15 protein-coding genes and 1 tRNA gene are annotated in these 14,909 nt (G+C 47.7%); 4 read left to right on the top strand and 12 right to left on the bottom strand.

The features are described from left to right. Window positions 1-2: 2 nt before the first annotated feature. Together BM318_RS11410 and BM318_RS11405 are read right to left on the bottom strand one after the other, a co-directional pair. Window positions 3-311: a hypothetical protein gene (locus BM318_RS11410; protein ID WP_092982731.1), complete on the bottom strand. Its 309-nt coding sequence runs from the start codon at window positions 309-311 to the stop codon at window positions 3-5. Window positions 312-379: 68 nt separating this feature from the next. After that, complete coding sequence (locus BM318_RS11405) at window positions 380-637, bottom strand: hypothetical protein (RefSeq protein WP_092982730.1); 258 nt, start codon at window positions 635-637, stop codon at window positions 380-382. 85 nt (window positions 638-722) lie between these two features. Here BM318_RS11405 and BM318_RS11400 point away from each other — a divergent pair, with 85 nt between their 5' ends. Continuing rightward, window positions 723-1,646: a LysR substrate-binding domain-containing protein gene (locus BM318_RS11400; RefSeq protein WP_092982729.1), complete on the top strand. Its 924-nt coding sequence runs from the start codon at window positions 723-725 to the stop codon at window positions 1,644-1,646. A gap of 50 nt (window positions 1,647-1,696) precedes the next feature. Here BM318_RS11400 and BM318_RS11395 read toward each other — a convergent pair whose 3' ends face one another. Next, complete coding sequence (locus BM318_RS11395) at window positions 1,697-2,830, bottom strand: Gfo/Idh/MocA family protein (RefSeq protein ID WP_092982728.1); 1,134 nt, start codon at window positions 2,828-2,830, stop codon at window positions 1,697-1,699. Window positions 2,831-2,877: 47 nt separating this feature from the next. Further along, entirely contained in the window at window positions 2,878-4,845 is a 1,968-nt protein-coding gene (locus BM318_RS11390; protein WP_092982727.1) for an alpha/beta fold hydrolase, read from the bottom strand. 179 nt (window positions 4,846-5,024) lie between these two features. Between BM318_RS11390 and BM318_RS11385 the strand changes: the two genes are divergently transcribed. After that, window positions 5,025-6,806, top strand: coding sequence for a hypothetical protein (locus BM318_RS11385; protein ID WP_092982726.1), 1,782 nt, complete (start codon window positions 5,025-5,027; stop codon window positions 6,804-6,806). A 98-nt stretch (window positions 6,807-6,904) separates the two neighbouring features. Here BM318_RS11385 and BM318_RS11380 read toward each other — a convergent pair whose 3' ends face one another. The 3 genes from BM318_RS11380 to BM318_RS11370 all read right to left on the bottom strand — a co-directional run bounded on the left by BM318_RS11380 (window position 6,905) and on the right by BM318_RS11370 (window position 9,908). Then, window positions 6,905-8,347, bottom strand: coding sequence for a serine hydrolase domain-containing protein (locus BM318_RS11380; protein WP_092982725.1), 1,443 nt, complete (start codon window positions 8,345-8,347; stop codon window positions 6,905-6,907). Between the two features lie 153 nt (window positions 8,348-8,500). Continuing rightward, window positions 8,501-9,544 carry a zinc-dependent alcohol dehydrogenase family protein gene (locus BM318_RS11375; protein ID WP_092982724.1) on the bottom strand — a complete coding sequence of 348 codons (1,044 nt, stop codon included), beginning with the start codon at window positions 9,542-9,544 and terminating at the stop codon, window positions 8,501-8,503. A 291-nt stretch (window positions 9,545-9,835) separates the two neighbouring features. Continuing rightward, window positions 9,836-9,908: transfer RNA gene (locus BM318_RS11370), tRNA-Lys, on the bottom strand. A 144-nt stretch (window positions 9,909-10,052) separates the two neighbouring features. Between BM318_RS11370 and BM318_RS11365 the strand changes: the two genes are divergently transcribed. Beyond that, window positions 10,053-10,592, top strand: a complete 540-nt coding sequence (locus BM318_RS11365) for a shikimate kinase (RefSeq protein WP_092982723.1) — start codon at window positions 10,053-10,055, stop codon at window positions 10,590-10,592. A 57-nt stretch (window positions 10,593-10,649) separates the two neighbouring features. Here BM318_RS11365 and BM318_RS11360 read toward each other — a convergent pair whose 3' ends face one another. The 3 genes from BM318_RS11360 to BM318_RS11350 are packed head-to-tail and all read right to left on the bottom strand — an operon-like array spanning window position 10,650 to window position 12,159. Next, window positions 10,650-11,147 carry a phosphoribosyltransferase family protein gene (locus BM318_RS11360; RefSeq protein ID WP_092982722.1) on the bottom strand — a complete coding sequence of 166 codons (498 nt, stop codon included), beginning with the start codon at window positions 11,145-11,147 and terminating at the stop codon, window positions 10,650-10,652. A gap of 36 nt (window positions 11,148-11,183) precedes the next feature. Next, window positions 11,184-11,783, bottom strand: a complete 600-nt coding sequence (locus tag BM318_RS11355; protein ID WP_092982721.1) for a methyltransferase domain-containing protein — start codon at window positions 11,781-11,783, stop codon at window positions 11,184-11,186. After that, the gene (locus BM318_RS11350) at window positions 11,773-12,159 is read right to left on the bottom strand and encodes an RNA-binding S4 domain-containing protein (RefSeq protein ID WP_092982720.1); all 387 of its coding nucleotides are present in this window, start codon (window positions 12,157-12,159) and stop codon (window positions 11,773-11,775) included. Before BM318_RS11350 ends, BM318_RS11355 begins: the two co-directional genes overlap by 11 nt. A 74-nt stretch (window positions 12,160-12,233) precedes the next feature. On the opposite strand from BM318_RS11350, the gene BM318_RS11345 reads away from it, so the two are divergent. Beyond that, entirely contained in the window at window positions 12,234-13,187 is a 954-nt protein-coding gene (locus BM318_RS11345) for an FKBP-type peptidyl-prolyl cis-trans isomerase (RefSeq protein ID WP_143099969.1), read from the top strand. Window positions 13,188-13,280: 93 nt separating this feature from the next. On the opposite strand, the gene BM318_RS11340 is transcribed toward BM318_RS11345, so the two are convergent. Together BM318_RS11340 and BM318_RS11335 are read right to left on the bottom strand one after the other, a co-directional pair. Further along, window positions 13,281-13,868 (bottom strand): outer membrane beta-barrel protein, encoded by a 588-nt coding sequence (locus BM318_RS11340; protein WP_092982718.1) that lies wholly within the window; start codon window positions 13,866-13,868, stop codon window positions 13,281-13,283. Between the two features lie 83 nt (window positions 13,869-13,951). After that, on the bottom strand, window positions 13,952-14,908 hold the full coding sequence (locus BM318_RS11335; protein WP_092982717.1) for a transketolase family protein: 957 nt from the start codon (window positions 14,906-14,908) through the stop codon (window positions 13,952-13,954). Window position 14,909: the final 1 nt, after the last annotated feature.

Here is a 14,909-nt window from a genome sequence, read left to right as displayed (position 1 = left end):
GATTATTTTCCGGCGTTTTGATCTTCGAAGGAGAGGTTTAAGACTCCGTCTATGGTCAGGCATTTACCTTCTTTTCGGGCCAGTCGGATAAACTCTCGAACTTTATCTTTTTCTTCTTGAAGTTGGGCGATTCGGGTGTCCGCATAGGAAGTATCGGCTTTGAAGTAACCCTCGCACCAACGCAGGCGTTGCAATTTGTGAAAGTTGATTTTCTCGTCCAGAAGGCTCAGCAATAAGTCGCTAGCTTCTGAGGGGGTAAAACCTCCTTTTACGATTTGAACTTTTTCAGTTGTTTTAGTTTGTACAGCCATGATAATTTGTTTTAAACGCTTAGTTTTTTTCAGATTGAAATCGCAGCGGGTGTTCGCTGATTAAATCGTTAGGAAATCTGTCCTTCTTGCTTGTCGCCAAGCCAGTTTACCAGGATCAGCAGGGAAATAACTGCAGAGATCAGGACTAGTTCTTTGAAGAAGAGTTGATCCACACTCCAGGAAAGCCCCAGCAATGTTCCCAGGCCTGCGATTATTGCAACTCGCTTCGCGCCTCCTTTGCTCAGGACAGCACCCTTGCGCAAGCTGGAACCTTCAGTGCTTTGCGATTGCTGTGATGTGTTAAAATCTGTTGTACTATGTGCCATGTTAAATTGAATTTTGATGCAAAGATGTAATAGAATTTTAATTAAATAATATTTATATTTAGCATGGTTAACATTAATATATTTTATGAATTACACCCTGCATCAGTTGAAGATATTCTATAATGTTGCTCATTATCAGAGTATTACCAAGGCTTCAGAGGCCATGCACTTAACCCAGCCTGCCGTTAGTATACAGTTAAAAAATTTTCAGGATCAGTTTAGTATCCCCTTGACCGAAGTGGTAGGAAGACGCTTATACATCACCGATTTTGGTAGAGAAATTGCAGAAGCCGCCGAGTCAATTATCCACCAGGTAGAGGCGATTAACTATAAGACCCATGCCTTTGAAGGTGAAATTGCCGGCCGCCTCACAATTTCCACCGCTTCAACCGCCAAATATGTAATGCCTTATTTCCTCACGGATTTTATGGAGGCCAATCCGGGGGTAGATCTGGTCATGGATGTTACCAATAAGTCGCGCGTAGTCGAAAGCCTGGAAGAAAACGCGGTAGACTTTGCCATGGTTTCCGTTTTGCCGGAACACCTCAAAGTAAATCGGGTAGAGCTCATGCAGAATAAGCTCTATCTGGTTACCGGGTCGCGCAGGAAACTTCCGGCCAATTATTCCAAGGCAGATATTTTCAGGAAGCAACCTTTGTTGTTTCGTGAACCTGGTTCTGCCACGAGGATGGCCATGGAAACTTTTATGAACAAGTACAATTACGAGAACCCCAAAAGAATCGAGCTTACCAGTAACGAAGCCTTAAAGCAGGCGCTTATTGCGGGATTGGGCTATTCCATTATGCCGCTGATTGGGATTAAGAATGCCCTAGGGAACGGAGATCTGGAAATCATACCGGTTCGAGGCTTACCCATGATCACCCACTGGAATCTGATTTGGTTGAAATCCAAGAATCTTTCACCGACGGCTGCTGCCTATTTGGAATTTGTGCAGCGTGAAAAAGACCGAATTATCCAGGAGCATTTTGGTTGGTTCGAAAAGTATTAGAAAAATAACGTCTATGGTATCCCAGAATACAGATATTAATTTAGGACGATCTATTTTTCTTGGTTAAGGTAAATCCTTTGCCCGCTGCTTGCGCTTTCTCTTGCTGCATCGAGGATTTCCACCACAACGAGGTTATTCTCCAGGGCACTTAAATCGGCTGGGGCCACAGGAATAGTTCCGCGAATCACCCCGGCAAAATAGGTAAAGGGATCATTGATCGGGGCCGGGCGTTCCTCCAGCTCAAAGGCTTCCTCCTTAAAGCCGTCATAACCCTCTGCCATACGGATACGCAGGGAATTCCGATTGTCGGCAAATACGGCACCGGTGAGCCCGTATATTTCCATGTCTTTGCGGCCAATGGGCCAGTTCCAGGAACCCTGAATGATACCAACGGCATTAGGGTATTCGACCAGGATAATGGCCTCATCTTCGACCTTTGGATTGTTCTCGGCCTGTAACTGTTGGGTAAGAGCCGTGACACTTACCGGACGCCTTCCTTGATGGAGCCAGGTAAGGAGGTTCGCTCCATAACAACCAAAATCTGTCAGTGCACCTCCGCCATTCTGCATTGGATCGGTTAGCCAGTCCAGAAATTCGGCATTGATACCAATTTTCTTGGGTCCGCGGTGACCATCGCGGATAACCACTTTCCGAATATCACCAATGGTTCCTTCCTGTACCACTTTCCGATACGCAAGGTGATTGCTCGGGTACCAGGTAGTTTCGTAGTTTGTAAGCAAATAAATACCATGGGTCCGTGCCAATTCGGCCATGCGCTGGGCGTGTTCCATACTAACCGCGAGGGGTTTTTCCACCATCACATGAATCCCCAGTGGAGCAAAAGTTTCGACGACCTCGAGATGCTCGTAGATGGTACCAAAGGCAGTTACCGCCTCCGGGGTAACGGCTTTGAGCATACTTTGGGAATCAGGGTACACCAGATTCATGGAGTAACCGTGTTGCTCGGCATAGCGACGGGCTAAATCCCGATTCGGTTCAACGATAGCTACGATCTCGAATCCGCCACGTTTTTCACTGTCAAAGATCCAGTGGACATGCGTATGGGTCAGCCCTATTACCGCTATTTTTAAGGGTACTTCTTTTGTTTGGGATTCTGCATTCTGGGCATTGGCAGGCTTTGGGCTTAGCATAATAGCCAGGAGGATCAGGACATACTTTTTCATTGGAAAAAGATACAGGATTTAATAACAATGCGCTCGTTATACTTCCTTTAATGAATGCCCTGAGAAAACAAGACGGCCAGGAGGATCATAGCACCCAGGAAGGAGAGGGTCTTTACCCACCAAGCAGCCTTGGAAGACTCCTGGGTTCCCACAGAACGCACGATATTCCAAAGCAGGACAAACAGCAATATCCAGGGAAGGTACAAGGCCCAACTCCAGTGAGCAGGAAGCCCGAAAAGCGGTAACATGGGATTAATACTAAGTGCAGATATAAAGGCGAGATATAACCCACCTGCTGTTAATACGCTAACGCCAAGTAAAAGCCAAATGCGACGGCGTATCCCGGCCTCCGATCGGGTTAACAGGGACTTCACTCCGACGAACAATGCCAGTAACAGGGCTAACACCAGAAAAACCGTCCCAATACCGGCTACGTAGGCTATGGTTGGGATACCCGACGCAGCCGCAACAGCCAGGGAAGAAACTCCTGGATTGAGGGTTACGCCGCTCACAAAGTTCATGGCCTGAGGTTCAGGTCCCGGGGAAGCTTCAGTAAGGCCCGAAGGATTCTCAATAAAATCCACAATAAAATCCATAGCGCCCGGTCTGACGTCATGCCCGCGGTTGGCAACGGTGTACCGCTTGGCATGCGGCATAAACTGGAGCAGAACTTCCGATTTCATGGGGGCCGTTACTGGATCCATTTCCCCGTCAAGTATCAATATCGGCACTTCGGCGGCCCAATGGATTGGAATGGTGTCCGTCTGCATGGTGAGGCTATCAACTACTACTGTCGACCGCTCGATTCCGGGTATTTCCGGCTCCGGAATTCCAAGTTGGTCACAATCAATCCGATCCGGGAAATAGGTGTTAAACCAATGGTCGTGTAATCTGCTGGCGAACGGATCGTTGTACGCATCCGAATTCCGGATCGCATAATTATCGGGACTGTCATTGCAGTTTACAAATACGCTGACATCATTGCGCAGGCCGGCAAACATCTGAAGTTGCCCTTCGGCCAGATTTTGCATCAACCATGCTTCTTCATTGTTGACCGTTTGAATCAGTAACGGGATGATTTCAAGCGTACTCTTACCATACATGAGCTGGAATATGGCCCCCAGGAATACATAGTCGTTAAGCAATAGGGTTTCATCCCCATCCAAAACATCGATTTCCATGGGAGCATCCCGAAGCCGATTTAATACCTCAAAAATCTGGTCTTCCAAATCCGGATAGCTCTCGTTGCAATTGGAATCGGTGGCGCATTCGTCCAGGAGCGCTTTTAAGCTACTGGCAAATCCTTCGAAATCGTACTCCAGGCTTCTTTTACCTGGGGCAACAATGCCGCTGAGCACTGCAGTTTTAATGGTTTCGGGAAATTGCTGTAGTAAGGCCTGTCCGTGATAGGAACCGTAACTGTGTCCATAAATTACCCATTGGTCATATCCCAATGTCCGACGCAGCACCTCAATATCCCGAGCCAGTTGTTTGGAACTGTAGCCATTGAGGTCTATTCCCTGTTCCGCAAGTGAATTTTTACATGCCTCTAAGGCTTCCCGCCGTGCCGCTTCAACTGTTTTACGCTCTTTTTTCCAAATCCCCGGATATTGAAATAAAGGCGTATCCAAATTATCACAGGCCTTTGGCTCAGAGTATCCTGTGCCGCGGGGGTCTGCCAGGACAATATCGTATTGATCCGTGAGTTCAAAGAATGCACTGCGCATAACCCCCGGAGCATATTGCGCAATGTCTCCTCCCGGCCCACCGGGGATAATGATCAAAGCATTCTTTTTGGGCGCTTCAAGATTCTCGCGAATCACCGCGAACGCCATCTTAAAAGGCCCGTTTGCCGCGGGGTACTCCGGGAGATCCAGATGGCCAAATACTATGTGCTCCTGCTGGGCTGGATTTAATTCCAATGGAAATTCTTTCCAATCGATTTCCTGAGCCTCGAGGGTATTGAATATGAGGAAAACAAAGGCAAGGGTTAGTAGTTGGAATGTCCTTTTCATTATTGGTATGGTTTATTAAAAGATTGAAGGGGGGAGGCCTGTGTAAGATAGTTAATCTGTTGTTAAATGCCGCCCGGGATGTATAACCAGCGTATCCTGTTAGAAGGAATATTCCTAATTTAACAAAAGTTCCTCCCCAACCTCTGGTGCCTTCAATAGCCAGATCAAAATCGTATTCAATGAGAAAACCGTTACTCAGTGTATTGATCTTATTCTTTGGAGCCCTGGCCATGGCACAGGACGGCCAAAGAGTACACGGAACCATTACCGATGGATTTGATGTAATTGCGGGAATTAAAGTCGAAATTGAAGGACAGGCCAGCGGCCTTGCCATCATCGAAAGCGATTCTCCGAGCGCAGTTACCTACAGCGATTCTGAAGGTATCTATGAGATTTATGCGAATCCGAGGGATATTTTACTATTCACAGGTACCGCTGTAGACTCCCTGCGAATTGTTGTGGAAGACGTTACGTCCCGACTTAATGTGGAGATGAAACGTACGATAAATGAGTTGGATGAGGTAGTTGTAACGGAGAAGAAATTGTCCAGGCAGGAACAATTGGCTATGGAGTATTTTACCAAGCCAACCATTATCAATACCACCTTTGGTTACCTGGATAGTGAGCGTTCGGCTTATCATTTTTATACTATTGATGAAGATAAAATCAACGATGGAGCCGTTGACATTATCAGCGTAATTGTAGGCAGGGTTCCTGGTGCGCGACTTCTCACTACTCCGGACGGAGAACGCCGCTTGATCTTACGTGGAGGATTCGCCTCGGTAAACGCTACCTCCTCGCCGATTTACGAAATAGATGGAATGATCTTCGAGGAAACACCATTCTGGTTGTCGCTTCCCCTTATCAAGCGTATCGGGATAATTCCGGGATTACAGGCACAATGGCGATACGGGCAAATTGCCTCCGGGGGCGTGGTAATCATCAATGCTGTAAATGGTGCCCATGGCTTACGAGAGGAAGGAACCGGTGAAAATTACGATCAGGCCCGACTCAGAAGCAACTTTGCCACAGACGACTTTTTAGATGAAGAGGATGTGCTGAATAACGCACCTTCCTATTGGGTGGAACTGGCACAGTCCAGTGAATTGCCTCAGGCACTTGAGGTTATCGAAAAATATCGAGCGGGGTATTCCCGTGATGCTGCTTTTTTCCTGCAGGCTTATGAAATGCTGTACGATCGCTGGGGGGAAGAACCGGCGGATGCACTGATACAGGAAAATGAAGCCATTTTCGCCGACCATCCGGTAAACTTGAAGTCCCTGGCCTACCTCTACGAAGATCAGGGCCGAAAATCCATGGCCCGCGAGCTCTACAAAAAGATTTTCCTACTGCGCCCGGATTATGCCCAAAGCTATATGGACCTGGCCGGAGGGTATTACGGCATGAATCAGTTCGAAAAATCGGCTTCGCTATTGATGCGATATATCGACTTTACCAACCGCTTAGATTCGGAAACAGATCCAGAGGGAGCGGAAAGTAGCGAGTTTGAGCTTTTGATGCGGAACGAACTGGTCTCTGCCTCGGCCAATATGCCAGGTAAAGGCCCCAAAGTGGAATCCGAAATCGGGGGAACCCGCCTGGTATTTGCGTGGACGGACGCTGAGGCGGAATTTGATCTGCAGTTTATAAATCCGGGCAATCAATATCACAAATGGATCCATTCCCAGGAGTCAGATGCAGACCGGATCTACCAGGAGAAATTACTCGGTTATTCTTCTCAGGAGTTCTTTTTGGATGGGTCGCTTCCCGGGCAGTGGGAAGTGCGTTGTACCTACAAAGGGAATAAAAAACGTTCCCCCAGCTATTTAAAAATGACCGTCTACCGAAATTTTGGCATGCCCAACCAAACCCGGGAAGTTCAAACGTTCCGGTTGCAACTCAAAGGAGTTAGTGTTCGCCTCGCAGGCATATTTGTTCAACCGAGTGGGGTAGGGCGGTAATAAAGTTTAATGATCTTGTTTTCTAGATTAGGCCTAAGGTCTACTTTGAATGTTATTCTATTTTAAGTAGTACCTTATTCTTCAAATTGCCAACATTGCTAATCAATTTTTTCACCTTCAAGTCTAGAAAATTTAAGCCCGACGGCCTTATTATCCTTAAGGATAAAATGATAGCGAGTTCCGGTTTCCTTGTTAAAAAACGTGCTATCAGCTTCCGGCCATAAGAAAATGACATCTGAAAAAAGATCTCCTGTGACTTCCAGACCGTCGTCCCGGACAACAATTCTTGCTTGACCGCTATCATTGAAATCATATTTGCCGGTAAATCTTGAAAGGCTATCATGAGACTGTCGCTTAAATATACGTTTGCGCGGCGCGTACTCTGGAAGACCATATTCCCGTACCACACTTAAGAGTAATTCCCTGATAATAGTACTTCCCTGATCAGAATTAACCATTACAGCTACGGCATTTGCTGTTTCTTTCCAAACCAGAAGTTCCGCACGAAAACCTTCATCAGCTCCACCATGCCCGAAAGTAAGATCTAAAACATAGGGTCCAAGGCCTTGAGAGTCCTCATTGGGAGTAAGCATTTCATTAATGGTTTCCACATCTAACAAACCCGCTTCTTGCGTCATCAGAATTTTTTGGACTTCTTGAGCCCAAAGCAAGAGCTCAGATGGAGTGGTCCAAAGCCCTGCCGCTGCCATTTCGGGATATATATGCCATTGACCATCGACTATTGTGCCATCCTCACGATAACCGGAGGCCGCTATACTGTGATATTTCTCGGGCAAAGGATTTTCATAGGTGCTGAATTGCATCTTAAGCGGATTCAAAACTTCGTTGCGTAGGATAACATCAAAAGATTCATTTTCTAAATCTGCAATGAGTTGTTGCATTATGGTATATCCACCGCCGGAGTACCGCCAACTTTCCCCGGGTTCTTTAAAAACTCTGACGGAATCGGTATTTCCTTTTCCGTCTAAAATATCTGGAATGCTTGGAATTGTCTCACCCCTAGCATAGCCTGGAAATCCCCAGACCGAAAGTCCTGCGGTGTGATTGAGGATTCTGCGTGTGGTAACCTTTTCGCTTCTTGTGAACTCATTGTCCGGTAATTTCCAACTTGTCAAATAGGTGTTTATGTTCTCATCCAAATCAAGTAATCCTTGCTCTGAAAGTTGGAGTGCCCTGGTGGCTGCGATTGGCTTACTTATGGAGCCGGCCTGAAATAGCGTTTCAGTGTCTACTTTACGATCTTCAAGACTGTCCGCTATCCCATAACCTCTGGCCCATTCGATTTCTCCATCGTTAAGTACGGCAATACTCAATCCAGGTATTTTCAATTCCCGCATTCGGTCCTCTAGGTTGTAAACGCTTTTAATTAGACTATCCCCGTATTGTATTTGCAAATTAGACTCAAGGCCATTTTCAATTTTTGAGATTCTTTCGTCAAGTAGCGCGTTATCCTTTTTTTCTGAATTGTTGCAACTCAATAGTAGGAAGGTCCCCAGAGGAATTAGGAGTAGATTTTTCATCTTGTGTTGGTATAAGTTTCTTCTTAAAGACGAAAGATCTATTAGTTCGTTCCCACTAAACCACTTTTTAATTAATGGGATTTCTTTTAGTGATGTCTGAAGAGCTACTTGAAACGATTTTGAATCGCAATTTTGGGATGGCCTATTCTGTAGTTATTCAAAAGAATTAATAACAGTTACGCCACTACTTTTGAATTCATTCATTTTAGGCAGTATATGCACCGAATCTTCCAGGGAAACGGTCTTTTCCAACAGGCGTTGAGGGCTGAGTTTACCAGCTGCTATCATTTCGAAGATTTCCTTGTATTTATGGGCTTGCATCCCATGGCTCCCCAAAATCTCAAGTTCATCTGCAATGACCCGGTCCATGGGTATTTGAGGATATTTATGGGCACCGGCCATGAGACCAACCTGGATGTGTTTCCCCCTTTTTCTCAAGTTTGCAATGGAGTTAAAGCAAGTTTCCTGATGTCCTAAGGCATCCAGTGAAACATGCGCCCCACCCTGGGTTAGATCTTTAATTTCGCCTACGATATCTCCCGAATTCTTGCTGTTTACTACCGCGATAGCTCCAAGTTCTTTTGCCAATGCCAGGGTTTTGTCATTGATGTCCACAGCAATGACCTGAGCACCGACTGCATTGGCTATCATGATAGCGGATAATCCGACCCCGCCGCAACCGTGTACGGCTACGAATTCCCCACCTTTCAGATTGCCTTGTTTTACCACTGCCCTGAAGGAAGTTATAAATCGGCAACCCAGTATGGCCGCGGTTTCAAAATTTATATTGTCGGGTAATTTCACCAGGTTTAAATCGGCCTGGTTCAGGGCCATGTATTCGGCAAAAGATCCCCAATGTGTAAACCCGGGCTGGGATTGGTTATCGCAGACTTGTTGATTTCCTGAATGGCATTGATAGCAACTACCACAGCCACCGACAAAGGGAACGGTAACCCGGTCGCCCAGTTTAAAGTTTTTGACCTCACTGCCGAGCGCTACAATTTCACCTGCCAGCTCATGACCGGGAACGTGAGGCAAAACAATGTCCGGATCATGACCTTGCCAGCCGTGCCAGTCGCTTAGGCACAATCCGGTTGCTTTGATTTTAAGCACTACGCCATGAGCAGGAGGCTCGGGATCGGGAACTACATTGACTTGTAGCTTCCCCTTGTATGCTTCATAAACTACTGCTTTCATGGTACGTGCACTGATACCAGAGTAAGTTAGGAAAAAGGGTGAAAAGCGTCGGTTTAGCTCTGGCTGGGGTTGGCTCACTAGGTTCGCCTCACCATGGCCGTGCCTGAGATCTCTGGCTGGGGTTAACTTCGCTGCGCTCGTTGGACCCAGCCGTCCCGTACTGCAAATGCAAAACCCAGCCAAGCTTCGCTTGGCGGTTTTTTGCGTCCAAACGCAAGCCTAAAGCAAGCTTTGCCTTACTCCTGAACGCAAAAAACCCCGCCAATTCTGGCGGGGTTTTGCGCTTGATCGTGACCTGGCTGGGGCTCGAACCCAGGACCCTCTCCTTAAAAGGGAGATGCTCTACCAACTGAGCTACCAGGTCGTCGCAAAAAAAGGACCGTGGATACGGTCGATTTGCGGAGTGCAAATATAGTATCTATTTATCATTATTCAAGTGAAAGCGGGATAAATTTCCCTTTTGTACAAAAAGGCGGATATTTACGACCAAAGGGCTAAAGTTAGCAGCATGCAAATTGTACTTGTTGGGTATATGGGAAGTGGTAAATCTGCGGTTGGAAGGGTCTTGGCCGAGGCTACCGGATTGGATTTCACCGACCTGGATAACTACATCGAATCCCGGGAAGCCCTATCGATTCCTCAAATCTTTGAGCAGCGGGGTGAATTGTATTTCCGTAAACGGGAACACGAATTACTCAAAGAGTTTCTCGAGCAGCACCAAACAGGAATCCTGGCCCTTGGCGGGGGTACGCCATGCTATGCGGGCAATATGGACCTGCTCCTCGGTCAAACGCCTCATGTCTTTTACCTGCAACTCGGCGTAGGGCAGTTGGTAAAACGACTGGAACCTGAACAGCAGGGAAGGCCATTGATTGCGCATCTGGATAAGGAAGAGTTGCCCGAATTTATCGGGAAACACCTTTTTGAGCGCAATCCTTTTTACGATAAAGCCCACCATGTTATCCGCATTCAGGAGCAATCAGCGGAGGAAGTGGTTCAGCAAATCCTTACTATCCTTAGTGCAAAAACCAAGCAGGCGGAGGACTAGATTCAAGCAGTCAGAGGACTGGTATCACGCGGGCAGAGTGACTAAAAGCTCAAGCAATTAATCCAGATATACCCCGTAATTCTTAGCAGAGAAATCTACGCGAACGTGTTCTTGTAGTGAAGTAGATAGTGAGAGTCCTTTGAAATCAGCTTTGACCGGATAGCGCTTGTGGTTGCGGTTTACCAGGACGGCGGTTTTCAGTTGTCTGAGGGGCTGTTTCAGGAAGTGATGCACTCCGTAAATTAGGGTACTGCCGGAATTCAGCACATCATCGATCAAAACGATGGAGCGATTCTGATAGGCTTCTGGTGCCAAAGAGGTGGTTACCCCACTTTCCAGGGGAGCCTCCTTGTCCATGGTCACTTTGCACAGGGTAATTTTAGCCGGGGTAATTTTTTCCAGCACGGCCTTGATCTTCCGGGTAAATTCGAGTCCCCCACTTTCGATTCCCGCCAGGATTATTTCCTCCTCATCCACATTGCTCTCATAAATCTGATAGGCGATGCGTCGAATCTTGTATTGAATCTGCTGGTGGTTGAGGATTTGATTCTCCATTGTGCGGCTTGTGTAAAACAAAGATGCGACAACTTTTCAAAGTTGTTGCTCCGGTAATTCAAAGATAAAAAAGAGTTCATTGCCCATTCGGGGTGGAATGGAATTTGTCGCCTGTTCCAAGGTCTTTATTTCGAAGTAAGGGGAAAACAATGCGCGGTATTCTGCCGCTGAACCCCCGAAAGGCGGTCCTTGTTCGGTCAGGGGGAAACTAAAGAACAATCCCGCCAGTTTACCATCCGGAGCGAGTAAAGCTGCCATCTTACGTACGTACTCCGACCGGAGGGCAGGAGGAAGGGCACAAAAGAAGGTATGCTCCAAGATCAGATCAAAAGGCCCCCCTTGAAACTCAAAGAAATCGGCTGGAATCAGTTGGGATTCCGGAAATTCCGGAACGCGGGCCTTCAAATCCGCGAGGGGCTCCGCGGCAATGTCAATGACCGTGAGCGCAGTAAAACCTGCCCGAAAAAGGTATTCGGCTTCATAAGCACGCCCGGCACCGGGAAGCAAAATCCGGATGGATTTATCGGTCAATTGGTCGGCATATGCAGTTAGTGCCGGTGCGGGCCCACCCATATCCCAACCTGTGGAGCCGTTACGATAACGTTCCGACCAATAGTCCTCGGAATTAATCTTCATGTTCCTTGTCCTCGTCCGTTAGATATTCGTCCAAATCCCTGCGGTCTTTCTTCGTTGGGCGGCCCGTACCTTTCTGGCGATAATATTCCTGACTTTTACGGATTAACTGCTGCTCTTCGAGCAATTCAGCAGGCGTGGTATCCTCGCGAAAGATTCCAACCCACTTGGCTCCAACACGTGAAGGCGGAATATCCAGGACGGTCAATTCAAAATTGATTTGATTTTTTCGCAGCCGGATTTTATCCGTAGGCAGCACTTCCCGGGAAGGCTTACAAGGGGTTCCATTGATACTCACCTGACCCTTCTTGCAGGCTTCGGTCGCCTGATTGCGGGTTTTGAAGTATCTCGTACACCAAAGGTATTTATCGATCCGCATGCGGATAATTCTTTGTTAAGGCGGAAGGCAAAAATAGTGGAAAATTGTATCTTGCGACCCTCAATGGAATGGCTATGAAATTGAAGCATGCCCTGCTAACCCTGCTCTTAGGGGCTTTATGGATTTCTTGTAATAATGACGATGACGGTGGTGTACCCGGTACAGTAGTCCCTCCAAGGGATCTTGCTGAGGTTGCCGAGGAAGATGAAGCGGCTATCCAGGAATTCCTCCAGACGCACTTTTACAACTACGAGGAATTTCAAAACCCACCTGCAGATTTCGACTTTCAGATCGTAATCGATACGATTGCCGGCGATAATGCCGATAAAACACCGCTGAGCCAGCAGGTCAATTCCCGAACCATTGTCCTGAGCCCTGAGGACTTAGATCTGGACCAGGCCGATGTGGATGTACCGCATACCTTTTACTACCTCTCTGCACGGGAAGGCGCGGGTATCCAGCCCACAACCGGAGATTCGGTATTATTGCGCTATCGCGGTACCTTTCTCGACGGGGTTGCTTTTGATGCCATACCCAATTACTCCTGGCAAATTCTCCCATTCTTCCTGAGGGGATATCGGGAGGCTATGACGCATTTCAGTTCCGCCACGGAGGATAGTTTTGTCATTAATCCGGATGGAACAACGGAGTACACCAACAACGGGGTAGGTTTGTTAATCATTCCTTCTGGGCTGGGCTATTTTAATGATACCCGACAAGTCCCGGCATTCAGCCCGTTGATTTTTACCGTAGATGTTGGAAGGGTAATCGAAAACACCGATTCGGATGGCGACACCGTTCCTAATTTCATGGAGGATGTCGATGGAGACGGGGACTACCTCAATGACAACACCGATAGGGACTGGGAACGCGCCAACTTCCGTCAGTTAATAGCGGATTTTCAGGACTCCGACGACGATGCAGACGGGATTCCTACCGCGGATGAAGTAGATGTGGTTAACGGAGTGGTTACCTTCAGAGATTCTGATGGCGATGGAACGCCAGACCACCTGGATGCCGATTCCTAAAACTATAGCACATAAAAAATAAAGCCCCGGAATACCGGGGCTTTTCTTTTTTAGCTTTTTCGATCAGGCAAAGCCTGGAGGGGATCTCCGGAATTACAATTTCAGAGACAAACTCAGGATCAACTGATCGGGTCTTGTATCGATACGACTCGCTCCGATGGTGGTAATGTTGGTATTGATAAAGTTTGCTTCGTTATCTCCGAGACCACGTTCGTACCGTAAATCAATTCCCAGCTTTCCCAGGTTAATCCCGGCGCCGATATTTACACCCACGGTAAAATCATTATCCACATCGTCGATGGAGATACCATCGAATTCAGTGTCCAGGATATACTGGAAGGCGGGTCCGGCAAACACATGCAGGGGGCCTATAACTTTAATTCCTAAAAGGACAGGAAGATCCAGCTTGGTCATATCGAAGTCATCCCCATTGTAATCGGATTTGGTTCGGGTGTAGACGAGTTCGGGACGCAGGTAAATATCGTTCCCCAGTTTCCCCCAGATTCCCAGGTGGTATCCAACGTTGCGATCCGGGTTTCGGGCGGCCTCCCCGGCCGATTCAAAATAGTCCCCGTTTGCATTGTAGTTTAATCCGCCTTTGATACCAAAGCCTGAGCCGGCCTGGGCTGATGCAGAATACGTAAATAGCGCGAATAGGCTAAGAAGCAGTAAGCGTTTCATAGGTGTTCGTTTTTGTGGGCCCGCAGTCTTGCCGCAGCCCCGGGTTACGAATTCCCCTTACTGCAAGAAAGATGCCAGACTAACTAGGCCTTTCGTTTTAACACCTGTAAAACGGCGTTCTCGACTGCTTTATTGTCAATGCCGTACTTGGCCATAAGTTCTTCAGGAACCCCGCTTTCTCCAAAGCTATCGCGAACGGCTACAAACTCCTGAGGCGTAGGGTGCTTACGGGCCAGTAAGCCGGCTACACTCTCGCCGAGTCCGCCCAGATAGTTATGCTCTTCGGCGGTAACGACGCATCCGGTCTTGGCCACTGAGGCCAGGATCGCCGCCTCGTCCAGGGGCTTAATCGTGTGGATATTAATTACCTCGGCCGAAATCCCTTGCTCGTGCAGTCTTTCGGCTGCCAAAAGCGATTCCCAAACCAGGTGTCCGGTGGCGATGATGGTTACATCACTACCTTCCTGCAGCATAACAGCCTTTCCAATTTGGAATTCCTGGTCTACCGGGGTAAAGTTGGCAACCTTAGGCCGGCCAAAGCGAAGGTAAACCGGGCCGTGGTGCTCTGCGATCGCCAGGGTAGCTGCCTTGGTCTGATTAAAGTCGCAGGGATTGATTACCGTCATGCCGGGAAGCATTTTCATCATCCCGATATCCTCCAGGATTTGGTGGGTTGCGCCATCCTCTCCGAGGGTAAGGCCGGCGTGAGAAGCACAGATTTTTACATTCTTGTCGGAATAGGCAATGGACTGGCGAATCTGGTCATAAACCCTTCCTGTAGAGAAATTGGCGAAAGTGGTGGTGAAGGGAATGTAACCGCCAATGGTCAAGCCTGCGGCAATTCCCATCATATTAGCTTCCGCGATCCCAACCTGGAAAAACTTCTCCGGATTTTCTTCAATAAAGGTTTCGATTTTAAGGGAACCCACCAGGTCGGCGCAAAGGGCAACCACCTGAGGATTGGTTCTTCCCAATTCGGTCATTCCGGCACCAAAGCCGCTACGCGTATCCTGTTTTCCCTGATCCGTATATTTTTTCATG

It is taken from the genome of Robiginitalea myxolifaciens (assembly GCF_900115205.1).
GTDB classification, from domain to species: domain Bacteria; phylum Bacteroidota; class Bacteroidia; order Flavobacteriales; family Flavobacteriaceae; genus Robiginitalea; species Robiginitalea myxolifaciens.
The sequence above is the reverse complement of the archived record's forward strand: the minus strand, read 5'-3'. Positions and strand labels throughout refer to the sequence as shown.